This is a genomic window from Achromobacter sp. 10T422 (genome assembly GCF_056394065.1).
Genome location: NZ_JBFTHD010000016.1, coordinates 12,670 through 25,839, shown reverse-complemented (window position 1 = coordinate 25,839; position 13,170 = coordinate 12,670). Strand labels below are relative to the sequence as shown.

Here is a 13,170-nt window from a genome sequence, read left to right as displayed (position 1 = left end):
CGACGGCGTGGCGGGGCGCTGCGGGGCGCACACCATGCTAGGCTAGTCCGCTTCATTCGGGAGCCGAGCATGGAATTCAACATCAAGGACGGCGGGGGCAAGCGCATTGGCGTGGCGCAGGTGCGCACGTCTGGCAGCGTGCTGATGGAAGGGAGTTTTTCCCCGTCCCCGCATTTTGAGACCTACGCGGCGCTATTTCAGGCGCACGAAGCTGCCAGACGGGCCAACGAACCAGCGGCCGAATCGGCGGACGATCCAGAGGCCGAATCGGCGGACGAATTGGCAGACGAATTGGCAGACGACCCGGCGAAGGATGCCTCATCAAGGCACGATAGCCGCACGTTGCAGGACGATATCGACGGGCACGGCTTCACCGCTGAAGGCCCCCTGCCCCTGCCCGGCAGCGCGCGTATCCACGACCTGCGCATTTCTGGCTCCGGGACGAACTTGCGCATCTGCTTCCGCTTTCCGCCGCCCACGACGGCCAACGCCCCGGCGGACGCATGACGCCCGCCATTCGGCTCGGCCCCCTGGTATTGCCAACTGAACTTGCGCTGTTGATCGCCGCCGGGGTGGTCGGCCTGCTGGCGGCCAAGCTGTTGAATCGCGACCGCGATCGCGCCGCGCACTTGAGCACCGTCTTGTGGCGGGCGCTGATCATCGGCCTGCTGGTCGCCCGCCTGAGTTTTGTCTGGCGCTACCGCGACCACTACCTGCCCGATCCGATCAAGATGCTGGACTTGCGCGACGGCGGCTGGATTGGCTTGGCGGGGCTCGCGGCCGCGTGGGCGTATGCCGCCATCGCCGTACTGCGGCGCCATGCACCGCGCGTAGCCTTGTTGGGTGCGTTGGCGTTGGCCAGCGCCGCGTGGCTGGGCGGCGGGCGCTGGCTGGCCCCGACGCCCCAGGCGCAACCTGAACTGGCCGCGCTGGCGGTCAACAACATGGATGGGGCGCCCGCCACGATGTCGGCCTTTCACGGCAAACCCACCGTGATCAACCTGTGGGCCAGTTGGTGCCCGCCGTGCCGGCGGGAAATGCCGGCCTTCGCGGCAGCACAGGCGGCCAATCCGGACGTCAACTTCGTGTTTCTGAATCAGGCGGAAGCCGCGCAAGACGTGGCACAGTTTCTGGACAAGCACGCGCCCGCGTTACGCAACGTGCTGATCGACCCGGCCGGCGAGGCGTCGCGCAAGTTCAGCAATCGGGGCTTGCCGGCCACTTTGTTCCTGGATGCTGAGGGGCGGTTGGTGGATTTGCGGGTGGGTGAATTGTCCACGGCGTCGCTCGCGCAGCGGCTTGAATCGATAAGGGCGGCGGATAGCGGCGACTAGGGGGGCTTCACCCTAGCGGTCTTCGCGCAAGCGGCCGCCACCCGCAGCGGCACTCACCCTGACGACACTCACCTGACGGCATTTACCCAGGCAGCGTCCATGCCCACGGCAACACCCGCCCCTGCGTCTTGCGTCCGAACAGCCGCAGACGCTGGCCGATATGCGTGGGCATGTCTTCCAGCCGCGCTACAAGCACGGGGCCATCGGGCAAGGCGCGCACGGTGGCGATGACGACGAGGTCGAGGGTGTTGTCCGGGTCGCCGACTTTTGACTCGTTGTTTCCTGACTCGTTGCTTCCTGACTCGTTGCTTCCTGACTCGTTGCTTCCTGACTCGTTGTTTCCTGACTCGTTGCTTCCTGACTCGTCCCTTTTTGACTCGTCCTTTTTAGCCGGCATGACGGTCCACGCCAGCAGCTCGGCATAGTCGGCCGCCACCGGCTGCACCTGGTCATGGCCGCAAGCCGGGCACCACAGCCGCGAGGGATAGAACCGGTGCGCGCAAGCGCGGCATTGATCAATGAGCAGGCTCATGCGCCCTCCCGCGTCAGCACCGCCGCGTTCGCGCACATGCCGTAACGCACCTGGACCATGCCGTAACCGGTGACGACGCCATGGCGCACGCCGCGCAACTGGCGGTCGCCCGCCAGCCCCAACAACTGCCGGGTCACCTCGACCAGCCCGTGCATGCCGCCCGCCGTTCCCGCCTGGCCTGCTGACAACTGGCCGCCCGCGGTATTCACGGGCAGGTCGCGGGTGGCGATGCGCCGGGCGATGAAGCCGGGCAAGTCGCCCGCGCTGGCAAAGCCCAGGTCGCATAGCTGCGCCAGCGCCATCGCCGGGTAATCGTCGTACACACTAACCACATCCATCTCGTCTGGCCCCATGCCTGCCGCCCGCCATAGCGCGGGCGCGAAGGCGGCAATGCCGGTTTCCAGGCCATCGCCTTCCTGCTGATCGTGGTTGTAGCGGGCCTCGCTTGCCACCAGCCGCACGTGAACGCCTTGCGGGCGGGCGCGCAGCACCAGGGCGCTGGCGCCACTGACCACCGGCACGCAGTCCAGCCGGCTCAAGGGCGGCGCGACGATGGGCGCGTCCAGGTATTGCGCCAGCGTCAGCGGCTGGCGATAGGCCGCGTTGGGGTTGCCGGCCGCCCACTGACGTTGCGCCACGCACAGCGCGCCGTAATCTTCGCGGCGCAGCCCCGTTACGGCCATCTGCCGCTGCGTCAGCATGGCGAACATGGGGTTCGGCCCTTCGCAGCCCAGCGGGCTCAGGTAGTCTTGCGCGGTCCGGTTGTAGCCGCGGACCAGCCCGGCGAAATCCGCACCGGTGAAGTGGTCGCCTGACACCAGCACAATGGTCTCCGCCTGCCCGGCCGCAAGCGCCAGCCACGCCTGACGCAGCAGGTTGATGGCGCTGGCGCCCCCCATCTCGTCCTGCATGCACCAGTTCAAGCGCAGCCCCAGCTGCCACGCCAGGTCAATGGCGCGGTCGGGCCGCAACGTGAACGACGCCACACCCAGGCCGTCCACATGCGCGGGGCTGAGTCCGGCGTGGCGCAGGGCCTGGCCCACCGCCTGCGCCATCAAGCCGGCCGTGGAGCACGACGCATCCGGGTGGCGCAACGCGGGGGTGTCACCGACGCTGACGATGCCGGGGCCGGGGCTGGGGCTGACCATCACCGTCATTCCGTGTCCTGCCGGGGCGGCTCGCGCGTCAGCAGCAAGGTGATGACGGTGATGGCCGCCATGCCCACCAGGAACCACGCAACCGGCGTGGCCGATTCATATTCACGCAGCAGCGCCATGGCGATCAGCGGCGACAAGCCCCCTGCGAATACCGACGCCAGCTCATGCCCCAGCGCCAGCCCCGTGTAGCGGACTTCGGCGGGGAACAACTCTGCAAAGTAGGCAGGCTGCGTGCCGATCATGGCGGCGTGGCACACGGTGTTGCCCAGGAAGAAGGCCAGGAAAATCCACAGCGGCTCCTTCGTCTGCACCATCCAGAAGAACGGAAACGCCACCAGCACCAAGCCCACCGAGCCAATCAGATACACGGCGCGCCGCCCGATGCGGTCAGACAAATGGCCGAACCACACCAACGTGCCCAGCTCGATGAACATCGACGCCAGCACCCCGCCCAGCATGACGTCGTTGGGAATCCCCAGGAACTTGCCATAGGCCAGCGCAAAGGCCAGAAAAATATACGAGCCGCCGTTCTCGGCCACGCGCAGCCCCATCGCCGTCAGCACCTGACGCGGATAGCGCCGGAACACTTCCACCGCCGGCATGCCGCGCTTGGCCGTCTTCTTGGCTTGCACGAACTCATCGCTTTCGGGGATGTGCTTGCGGATATACAGGCCTACGCCAAAGATCAGCACGCTCAGCAGGAACGGCAGGCGCCAGCCCCAGCTCATGAAGGAATCTTGCGGCAATTGCTGCGCCAGCATGAAGACGCCGGACGACAGCACGAAGCCGCCCGCCACGCCCAACTGGCTGAATGACGAGAAGTAGCCGCGCCGCTTGCCGCCCACGGCTTCACTGATCAGCAGCACGCCGCCGCCCCACTCCCCGCCCGCGGCCGCGCCTTGCACAATGCGCAGCACCACCATCGCCACCGGCGCCCAGAACCCAATCTGCTCGTATGTGGGCAGCAGGCCGATCAGGAAGGTCGCCACGCCCATCAGCCCCAGCGTCCATTCCAATGCCAGCTTGCGGCCGTAGCGGTCGCCGATGTGACCGAAGATCACGCCGCCCAAGGGCCGCGCCAAAAAGCCCACGGCAAAGCCGGCAAAGGCGCCCATCGTGCCCAGCAAGGGGTCGGTGCCTTTGGGAAAGAACAGCTCGCCAAACACCAGCGCCGCCGCCGTGCCGTAGATGAAGAAGTCGTACCACTCCATCGCGTTGCCCGCGACGGAGGCCGTCACCACGCGCCGCGTGCGCTTTCTTTTTGCTTCGTCGGCGGCGGATAACGCCGCCCCCTTGTATGCCATCGTCATTGCCGCCCCTTGGATTTTTGAATGGATCAATGGCGCGTTAGCGCGCCACGCGATAGCCGGCGGCGTCCCGGTCCCAGGTGTCGCCGGTGATACCTTCTTCGCGCAAGCGAAACTTGCGAACCTTGCCGTTCTCGGTGCGCGGCAGATCGTCCAGCACGCGCAGATAGCGCGGCACGGCGAAATACGGCATGCGGGGCTGGCAGAAATCAAGCAGGGCCGCGGGCGTCAAGGTTTGCCCGGGCTTGTAGACCAGCGCGGCCATGACCTCGTCTTCGGCCAATTCAGAGCGCACGGCGTAGACCGCCACCACGGCCACCGCCGGATGCGCCAGCAGCACCTGTTCCACCTCGTACGACGAAATGTTCTCGCCGCGCCGGCGGATGGCGTCTTTCATGCGGTCCAGGAAACGGAAGTAGCCGTCGGCGTCGCGCACCACGCGGTCGCCCGTGTGGAACCACAGGTTGCGCCAGGCCTCGACCGTCTTGTCATCCATGCCGAAGTAGCCGGTGGCAACCGCAAACGGCGGCGTAGCGCGCAGCAGCAATTCACCCGGCTCACCATCCGGCACGGGCGCGTCGTGTTCGTCAGCCACGATGGCGTCGAACTCCGGCGCCACGCGGCCCATCGTGCCGGGCCGCTGCTGGGCCAAGGTGCCGCCCAGCGCGAAGTTGGTTTCGGTGGAGCCGTAGCCTTCCAGCAGCGAGATACCGGTGCGCTCGGTGAAGACCGCGTGAAAGCGCTCGGGCACGCCGGGCGCCAGGGCGATGCGGGTGCGATGCCGGCGTTCGGACGCGGCGGGTTCATGCGCCAGCAGCATCGGCACCATCGCGCCCAGCAGATAGGTGACGGTGGCGCCTGTGGCTTCCAGCCGGTCGAAATAGCGGCTTGCGGAAAAGCGTTCGTCGCAGATGATGGACGCCCCCGTCACCAGCGCCTGAAAGCACGCGTTCAAGGCATTGGTGTGGAACAGCGGCAAGCTCGTGTAGAGCACATCAGCGTCGGAGATTTCAAGATTGCGCGCGGCGATCTTGCCCCACCAATAGAACTGCGCGTGCGGACAGCACACGCCTTTGGACAAGCCCGATGTGCCTGACGTGTACAAGATGGCCAGCATGTCGCCGGGGCCGATGTCGGCCGCAGCAGGCAACGGGGCGGCGGCGGCATGCTGCGCGGGCGGCGCGGGTGGCGCGCTCGCGGGCGCAGGCAATCCCGCCACGTCGGCCACCTCGTCCAGCAGCCAGATCTGGCGCAGCGCCAACGCGTCGTGTTGCGTTGCGTGATTGTCGTGATTGCCATCCTGCATGGCGGGCATGGACGCAAGCGCCGCCAACGCGGGACAGGACGCTGCGTCGGCCACCAGCAGCACGCAGCCGCTATTGGCCAGGATGTGCCGCAGCTGCATGCCGCGCGACGCGGTGTTGATGGGCACCACCACCGCGCCCAGCCAGCCGCAACCCAGCACGATGGACAGGAATTCGTGCCGGTTGCCGGCCATGAGACCCACGCGGTCGCCCCGCATTACACCTGCCGCCGCCAAACGCGCGGCCCAGCTTGCGGCGTGGGCCGGCGCGTCGCCGAAACGCAGCGCGCCACCGGGCGCTTGAACCCACAGACGATCGCCCAAGCGGGCGCCCTGCTCCACCAATAACGACGGCAATGTCAACGCATGCATGACAACGCTTCCCCAGAGGTTCGGCCGCTGCGTGGCATCGCGCGACTCTGTGGAATTAGTCTAGGAATCAACTATTTATGTGTCAAATTTATGGGTATTATTTATCTTATAAATCAGACTGATACCAAGGGCGTGCGTGGACTTTGATCTGAATCTCATGCGGGTTTTCCTGACGGTGCTGCATGAACGCAGCGTGACGCGCGCGGCGCAGCGGCTGAACCTGACCCAGCCTGCCGTCAGCTACGCGTTAGGCCGGTTGCGCGAACAATTCAACGATCCGCTTTTTGTGCGCACGGCCACCGGCATGCAGCCCACGCCCGTCGCGTTTGCGTTGGCCGACCCTATCGAACGCGGCATGAACAGCTTTGCCGAAGCCGTCAGCCTGCGCCAGCAATTCGACCCGGCCACCAGCACGCGGCGCTTCCGGCTGTCGATGTCGGACATTGGCGAAATGGTGTTCCTGCCCCCGCTGATGGAACGCGTGCATGCCCTGGCCCCGCGTTTGCAGATTGAAGTGCTGGAGGTGGCGCTGGAGCATCTGCCGCACGCGTTGAAAGATGGTGAAGTGGATCTGGCCATCGGCAACCTGGCCGGCCTGGGCCGCCACACGTGTCACGCCGATCTCTTCAGCGAGCGCTATGCGTGCATGGGCCGGCGCGGGCACCCGGTGCTGTCGGCCGGCCTGACGCGCAGCCAGTTCAAACGCCTGGACCATATTCTGGTGGCCTCGCGCGCCAGTGCGCACCGCCTGCTGGACGACGTGCTGGGCGAAGCCGGCCTGCATCGTCAGCCCTATCTGACGCTGCCGCACTTTTCGGCCGCCGCCGAAATCGTGCGCCGCACCGATCTGACCGTGACGCTGCCCTACCGCGCCGCCATCTGGTTCAACCGCGATAACGCGTTCGACATCCGCCCGCTGCCCATCACATTGCCGCCCTTGTGCGTCACCGTGCATTGGCATGCGCGCTTTGAGAGCGACCCGGGCACGATGTGGCTGCGCCGCTTGGTTGAAGCCACTTTGGCGGACCGCAGCGCAACCTGAATAGTGATAAAGTGCGCGCGTGGCTATGGGAGTCCTTCCTTCTACCCCTGAAAACCTAGGGTTCCCGCTTTCCGCACCGCGCCTGCCCCTGGCAGGCGTTTTCCATTCGGGCTGCATCATGAACCCCATCTATCTGCGGCGGCGCTGCTGCCTGCTTCTGGACAAAATCCCGCGCGCAAGCGCTGACCCCGAAGACGCTACTGGCGCAGACGGCCAAGTCACCGCTGTCGAGCTGGCCGCCATTCAGGCGCAAGCCGAAGAGTTGGGCTACGTGATGTCAGACGCTGTGATCCAGCGCCTGGCCACATGGCCGCTGCCAGCCGTCACGCAAACGGGGCGCCTGCTGTTGAAGACGCTGCGCCAGATGACCGGTGCGCACCGGCCGCACCGCCCGCTGTACCCGGACTTTCCGAAGCAGGTGCAAGACCTGGACGACGCCACGCGGTATCTGGACGCCGTTCACCATTACCTGACGCTGCGCCGCATGCCGGGCGACGGCTCCGAGCGTGCGCCGCTGTTCCATGGCCGCACGCCCCGCATCATTGAACTGGGCAGCACCGAAGAATGCGAGGCCATCTTCACGCAGCTGGCGGCGTCAGCCACGTCGTTGTCGGAAGAAGACCGCACGGACCTGGCCTGGTATGTGAAGCAATACCGCGCGAACATTTTCCGGCTGATCCCCGAGGCCATTCCGTTCAAGGAAAACCTGGCGCATCTGGCCGCGAACCTGCTGGTACATGTCCCGGGCGCAGCCACCGACGGCTTCTTGCAACAGCGGCTGGACACCGCCACCGACGTGCTGCGGCTGGCGGTGGCGATAGCAGGCGGTGACGCATCACTGGCCCTGCCCACGCGCTTCGCGTCCATGCCGCGCGCCCGCCGCAAGCAGCTGCTGGGCTTGATCGAACGCCATCCGAACGCGGCCGAAGACATGCAGCGCTGGCCCGAACGCTGGAAGCGCCTGGGCGAATATCTGCACCCCGGCGAATTCGCCTGCCGCTATCCGCGCACGGCCGCCGCCTTCGCCTTGCTGCGCAGCGGCAAGCCCGCCCCCACCTTCAACAGCGCCATCGAAGCGATGCTGGAATCCGGCCAAAGCGCCAGCGCCGCGCATCGCCTGGAAAGCCGGCCGGGTGAATTCGCCCGCCGGCTGGATCACTTTCTGCGTACTGCCGCCGACCCCGCGCCCGTGTTGGCCGGCTTTGCGCGCGTCGTAGACCAAGTGGCAACGCCCGTGCTGTTGCAGCTGTACACGCATGCGCAACACCGCGATGCGCCGGCCGCACTGCGCGTCTTCTATCCCAAGGGCGATGTGGCCAAGCTGTTTGCGGCGGGCGACACGCGCGCGCCGTTACCCGCGGGCGTCGCCGATGCAGTGGCTCGTCTTTGCAAGACCGCCTTACTGACGCGCTTTGCCGCTCTGCAGCCGCTGGGCGACTGCTATATTGACCCCGCGTTGCGCGACCACACGGCGCCGTTTTCCCAGCGCTCGGCATCGCGCAGCCTGCGCACGCTGGGGCGCGGCAGCAGTCTGCCGCTGCCGGACGCCGCCGTCGTGCGCCTGTTTCTATGGTGGATGAACGGTAGCGGCCGCGCCGACGTGGACTTGTCGGCCGCGCTGTTCGATGCCGACTGCAACTTCGTCGACGCGCTGACCTATTACCGGCTGCAAAGCTATGGCGCGTATCACAGCGGCGACATCGTGGATGCGCCCCAAGGCGCGGCGGAGTTCATCGACCTGGACGTGGCCCGTTTACGCGAACGCGGCGTGCGCTTTGTGGTGATGATTCTGAACAGCTACACGCTGCAACCCTATTGCGATCTGCCGGAATGCTTTGCCGGATGGATGGCGCGTGAAGACGCAAATTCCGGCGAACCGTTCGAGCCGCGCACGGTGATGGACCGCGTAGACCTGGCCTCCAACACGCTGATCTGCCTGCCTTTGGCGCTGGATTTGCAAGACCAGCGCATGCGCTGGATGGACGTGGCGCTGCGTGCGCAACCCCGTCTGAATAATGTGGCGAACAACCTGTCGGGCGTGTCGCTGATGCTGCGCGCGCTACTGTCGCGCGTGCAGCCGGATCTGCACACGCTGTTTACGCTGCATGCCGAAGCACGAGGGCGGCAGGTCGACAACGCCGATGCCGCGCAGACGGTGTTTGGCGTGCGCGACGGCATCACGCCGTTTGATACCGACCGGATACGCGCCGAGTTTCTATAGCGGCGCGCGTGCCAACCGCCTGTGCTTGAACGGAGCCTGCCGCGATGCATGACGCATCGCGGCGTTGCGGCTCGATCTACCCCATCGCGGCCAGCATCAAGTCCAGATTTTGAACGGCCGCACCCGACGCGCCCTTGCCCAGGTTGTCGAACACGGCCGTCAGCAACACCTGGCCATGCTGCTCATTGCCATACACCGCCAGCCGCAAATCGTTGGTGCCGTTCAGCGCCTGCGGGTCCAGGTGCGACTGCTCGGCGGCTTCCTGCCGGCCCACCACCTGCACATGCGTCGTGCCTGCATAGTGCTGTTGCAGGCAATCGTGCAATTGCTGGCTGGTGACGCCCGACGGCAGCAAACGCAGGTGCAGCGGAATCGTCAGCACAATGCCCTGCCGGAACGCGCCGTAGGCCGGCACGAACACGGGGCGTTGCGTCAGCCCGGCGTGCGCTTCGATTTCCGGCGTGTGCTTGTGCGCAAGGCCCAAGCCATACAGCTGAAACGCCGGACCTTGCACGCCGCCCGCGCCTTCGTAGGCGTCCACGCTGGCGCGGCCGCCGCCCGAATAGCCCGACACCGCGTGCACCACCGCCGGATAATCCGCCGGCACCAGACCCGCCTGAATCAAGGGACGCAGCAAGGCGATGGCGCCCGTCGGGTAGCAGCCGGGGTTGCTGACGCGCTTGGCGTGGGCGATGCGCTCGGCCTGCCCCGCGCTCATTTCCGGAAAGCCGTACACCCAGCCCGGCGTGGTGCGATGCGCCGAGCTGGCGTCGATGACGCGCACCGCCGGGTTCACCACCGATGCCGCCGCCTGGCGTGCCGGTTCGTCGGGCAAACACAGAATAGCCACGTCGCAGGCGTTGATCGCCTGGGCGCGGCGCTGCGGGTCTTTGCGCTCGGCATCGGGCAGCGTCAGCAGCTGCAAATCGGGCCGGCCGTGCAGCCGCTCGTGAATTTGCAGGCCGGTCGTGCCTTGGTCGCCGTCGATAAAAACCAGGGGGTGCGTCATGACGTGCTCCGTCGCGTAAGGGATGGGGTAAAGGAAAAAGGAAAGGGAAAAAGGAAAGGAAATCAGAGAAGCCAGCCGGTATCATCGGCCTGCGCTCAACATAAGAAAAGTCGAATATCATGACCGTCAACTTCATCTTTTCTGAACGATACTTCCATGCGTGAAATCAGCCTTGATCGCCTGCGCACGCTGGTCGCCATTGCCGACCTGGGTTCGTTTGCGGACGCCGCGCGCGCCTTGCATCTGGCGCCGCCCACCGTCAGCCTGCATGTGGCCGACCTGGAAGCGCGCATCGGCGCACCGCTGCTGACGCGCAAGCGCGGCCAGGTCCGGCCCACCACCATTGGCGACACGCTGCTGGAGCGCGCGCGCCGGCTCCTGGCTGAAGCCGATCAGGCGTTGGACGACGTGCAGCGGCAGGTGCAGGGCTTGTCCGGACGCGTGCGCTTGGGCGCATCCACCGGCGCCATTGCCCATCTGCTGCCGCAGGCGCTGGAAACGTTGGGCCAGCGCCATGCGGGTATTGACGTGCAGGTGGCGGTGCTGACGTCCCAGGAAACGTTGCAGCGCTTAAACGACGGCACGCTGGACGTGGGGCTGGTGGCCCTGCCGCAACCGCCCATTGATGGCTTGCTGATCAAACCCTGGCGGCGTGACCCGGTCATGGCCTTTCTGCCCGCTGGCTGGCCCGCGCCCGCACGCGTCACGCCCGCCTGGCTCGCGGCGCGCCCGCTCATCCTGAACGACGCCACCACCCGCCTGTCGCGCCAAACCGGCGAATGGTTCGCCAGCGCCGGGCTGAACCCGCGTGCCCGCATCCAGCTGAACTACAACGACGCCATCAAAAGCTTGGTGGCGGCGGGTTACGGCGCGACCCTGCTGCCGCACGAAACCACCGCGCCGCAGGCCGACCCGCGCATCATCATGCGCCCCCTGCGGCCGGCGCTGTGGCGTCCGTTGGGCATCGCGCACCGTGCCGAAAAGGTCGAACGCGCCACGCAGCATGTGCTGGATGTGTTGTGGGACTTGCGCGCGGCAAGCGGCGCGGCGGCGGCGTCTTAGGCCAAAACCTGGCAACCCGCCAACAAGAAGTAGGACAAACGGACAGGCCACGCCGCGCCGATGATCTATTAGAATCGCCGGGTGAACAATGATCCGTCCCCCACCACTTTGTCGCCAGCGGACTACGAACTGCTGGCCGACTTCCGATACGCACTGCGCACCTTCGCCGCTTTCAGCGAGGGCGCGGCGGCCGAGTTCGATCTAACGCCCCAACAGCATCAGACCCTGCTGGCGATCAAAGGCACGCGCAAGCATCCGCCGGGCCGGCGCGGCCTGTATGTGGGCGAAATTGCCGAACGCCTGCTGATCCGTCCCCACACCGCGGCCGAGCTGGTCGGCCGCCTGGCCCGCCTTGAACTCGTCAGCCGCGAGGACGACGCCGAAGACGGCCGCCGCGTTGAGGTCGTGCTGACCCCAAAAGCCGAACGCGTGCTGGAAGGCCTGTCGGCCTCGCATCTGGAAGAATTGCGCGCCATGCGCCCGCTGCTGGGCCGCTTGCTGGCCCGCATTGACGGCGACGCCGCCTGACGCCTGGGCCCGTCCTCCGATAGCTGGCCGTCAGCTGCCGCGTGATAAATTGTCGTCCCGCGACATATTTCAAGCACGCGAGGAGACCGTTTTGGGTGTGGCAATGAAGCGCTGGCTGAGCTCGTTCGCGCCAGCGCCGGTAGGCGTCAATGGGCGCGAAAAGCTCTTTGGCGTATTGGGTGCGCTGGTCGGATTGTTCTGCACGGAATGGGTCGGCCGCCATGCGCTGGGCGGCGCAAACCCCTGGTTTATCGCGCCGATGGGCGCGTCTGCCGTGCTGCTGTTCGCCGCCCCCGCCAGTCCCTTGGCCCAGCCCTGGTCCATCATGGCGGGCAATCTGGTGTCAGCGCTGGTTGGCGTGTTCTGCGCACAGATGATTCCCGAACCGGGTGTGGCGGCTGCTGCGGCGGCGGCCCTGGCCATCGGCGCCATGTTCAGCCTGCGCTGCCTGCACCCGCCTGGCGGCGCGGTGGCGTTGACGGCGGTGCTAGGCGGCCCATCCGTGGCCAGCCTGGGTTACGGCTTCGCGCTGTGGCCCGTGGGGCTGAACTCCCTGATCCTGCTGTGCATTGCCGTGGCGTTCAACGGCGCGCTGCGCCGCAACTATCCGCGCCGCCACGCCGACCCCGCGCCCGGCCACCACACGCGCGACGCCGCCCCCAGCGCCCGCCTGGGCTTCAGCCGCGCCGACCTGGACGAGGCCCTGGCCCAACGCGGCGAACTATTGGACATCAGCAAGGAAGACCTGGAAGACATCGTGCTGGCTGCCGAACTGCGCGCCAGCCTGCGGCGTTTTGGTGACGTGACCTGCGCGGACATCATGTCGCGCGATGTCGTCACCGTACACGAGCAAGACCCGCTGGATTACGCCATCCGCCTGTTCGACAAGCACCGCCTGCAAGCGCTGCCCGTGCTGGATGCCGCGGGTCGGTACGCCGGCATGGTGGCCCAGGGCGATGTGCTGGCGCGCAAAGGCCGGCTGGCGGCCAAGACGCTGGATGGCGCCCCCGCGCCCGACCTGCTGGTGGCCGACTGCATGCGCAGCGAAGTCCCCTTCGCCACGCCGGGCCTGCCCGTGATCGAGCTGGCGCGGCCCATGTCGGACAGCTTGCACTGCGTGCCAGTGCTGGACGCGGCACGCGGCTTGCAGGGCCTGGTCACGCAGTCGGATCTGGTGGCGGCGCTTTACCAGATGGCGGTGTCGGCAAGTTCGCAGTCCGGCGCCGACACGGACGCCAACAAAGATGCCAACCCACGCACCCAGCCGCACCCCACCCGGCGTGCCGCCTGATTCCTCCGTAGC

General features: G+C 66.7%; 12 protein-coding genes. 7 read left to right on the top strand and 5 right to left on the bottom strand.

The window, feature by feature from the left end:
- The first annotated feature begins 69 nt into the window (after window positions 1-69).
- Window positions 70-507, top strand: a complete 438-nt coding sequence (locus AC1DB0_RS29425) for a hypothetical protein (protein WP_476758499.1) — start codon at window positions 70-72, stop codon at window positions 505-507.
- Window positions 504-1,334, top strand: a complete 831-nt coding sequence (locus AC1DB0_RS29420) for a TlpA disulfide reductase family protein (protein ID WP_054422963.1) — start codon at window positions 504-506, stop codon at window positions 1,332-1,334. Before AC1DB0_RS29425 ends, AC1DB0_RS29420 begins: the two co-directional genes overlap by 4 nt.
- An 82-nt stretch (window positions 1,335-1,416) precedes the next feature.
- Here the strand turns inward: AC1DB0_RS29420 and AC1DB0_RS29415 are convergent, their stop codons facing one another.
- Genes AC1DB0_RS29415 through AC1DB0_RS29400 form a run of 4 tightly spaced genes read right to left on the bottom strand, consistent with a single transcriptional unit; the run spans window position 1,417 to window position 6,005 of the window.
- Window positions 1,417-1,866 carry a zinc ribbon domain-containing protein gene (locus AC1DB0_RS29415; RefSeq protein WP_476758498.1) on the bottom strand — a complete coding sequence of 150 codons (450 nt, stop codon included), beginning with the start codon at window positions 1,864-1,866 and terminating at the stop codon, window positions 1,417-1,419.
- Entirely contained in the window at window positions 1,863-3,023 is a 1,161-nt protein-coding gene (locus tag AC1DB0_RS29410) for a thiolase family protein (protein WP_476758497.1), read from the bottom strand. The genes AC1DB0_RS29415 and AC1DB0_RS29410 overlap by 4 nt, the downstream gene beginning before the upstream one ends.
- Complete coding sequence (locus AC1DB0_RS29405; protein ID WP_054422957.1) at window positions 3,020-4,333, bottom strand: MFS transporter; 1,314 nt, start codon at window positions 4,331-4,333, stop codon at window positions 3,020-3,022. Before AC1DB0_RS29405 ends, AC1DB0_RS29410 begins: the two co-directional genes overlap by 4 nt.
- 37 nt (window positions 4,334-4,370) lie before the next feature.
- The gene (locus tag AC1DB0_RS29400; protein ID WP_476758496.1) at window positions 4,371-6,005 is read right to left on the bottom strand and encodes an ATP-dependent acyl-CoA ligase; all 1,635 of its coding nucleotides are present in this window, start codon (window positions 6,003-6,005) and stop codon (window positions 4,371-4,373) included.
- A gap of 157 nt (window positions 6,006-6,162) precedes the next feature.
- Here AC1DB0_RS29400 and AC1DB0_RS29395 point away from each other — a divergent pair, with 157 nt between their 5' ends.
- Together AC1DB0_RS29395 and AC1DB0_RS29390 are read left to right on the top strand one after the other, a co-directional pair.
- On the top strand, window positions 6,163-7,047 hold the full coding sequence (locus AC1DB0_RS29395) for a LysR family transcriptional regulator (RefSeq protein ID WP_175168629.1): 885 nt from the start codon (window positions 6,163-6,165) through the stop codon (window positions 7,045-7,047).
- Between the two features lie 118 nt (window positions 7,048-7,165).
- A complete protein-coding gene (locus tag AC1DB0_RS29390; RefSeq protein WP_476758494.1) occupies window positions 7,166-9,268 on the top strand; it encodes a TerD family protein in 2,103 nt (700 codons plus the stop codon).
- 76 nt (window positions 9,269-9,344) lie between these two features.
- Here the strand turns inward: AC1DB0_RS29390 and argC are convergent, their stop codons facing one another.
- Entirely contained in the window at window positions 9,345-10,277 is a 933-nt protein-coding gene (gene argC, locus AC1DB0_RS29385) for an N-acetyl-gamma-glutamyl-phosphate reductase (RefSeq protein WP_054422948.1), read from the bottom strand.
- A 156-nt stretch (window positions 10,278-10,433) separates the two neighbouring features.
- On the opposite strand from argC, the gene AC1DB0_RS29380 reads away from it, so the two are divergent.
- The 3 genes from AC1DB0_RS29380 (at window position 10,434) to AC1DB0_RS29370 (ending at window position 13,158) form a co-directional block, all read left to right on the top strand.
- Entirely contained in the window at window positions 10,434-11,339 is a 906-nt protein-coding gene (locus tag AC1DB0_RS29380; RefSeq protein WP_054422944.1) for a LysR family transcriptional regulator, read from the top strand.
- An 81-nt stretch (window positions 11,340-11,420) separates the two neighbouring features.
- Window positions 11,421-11,867 (top strand): MarR family winged helix-turn-helix transcriptional regulator, encoded by a 447-nt coding sequence (locus tag AC1DB0_RS29375; protein ID WP_175168626.1) that lies wholly within the window; start codon window positions 11,421-11,423, stop codon window positions 11,865-11,867.
- Window positions 11,868-11,970: 103 nt separating this feature from the next.
- Window positions 11,971-13,158 carry an HPP family protein gene (locus AC1DB0_RS29370; protein WP_346551874.1) on the top strand — a complete coding sequence of 396 codons (1,188 nt, stop codon included), beginning with the start codon at window positions 11,971-11,973 and terminating at the stop codon, window positions 13,156-13,158.
- Window positions 13,159-13,170 lie beyond the last annotated feature (12 nt).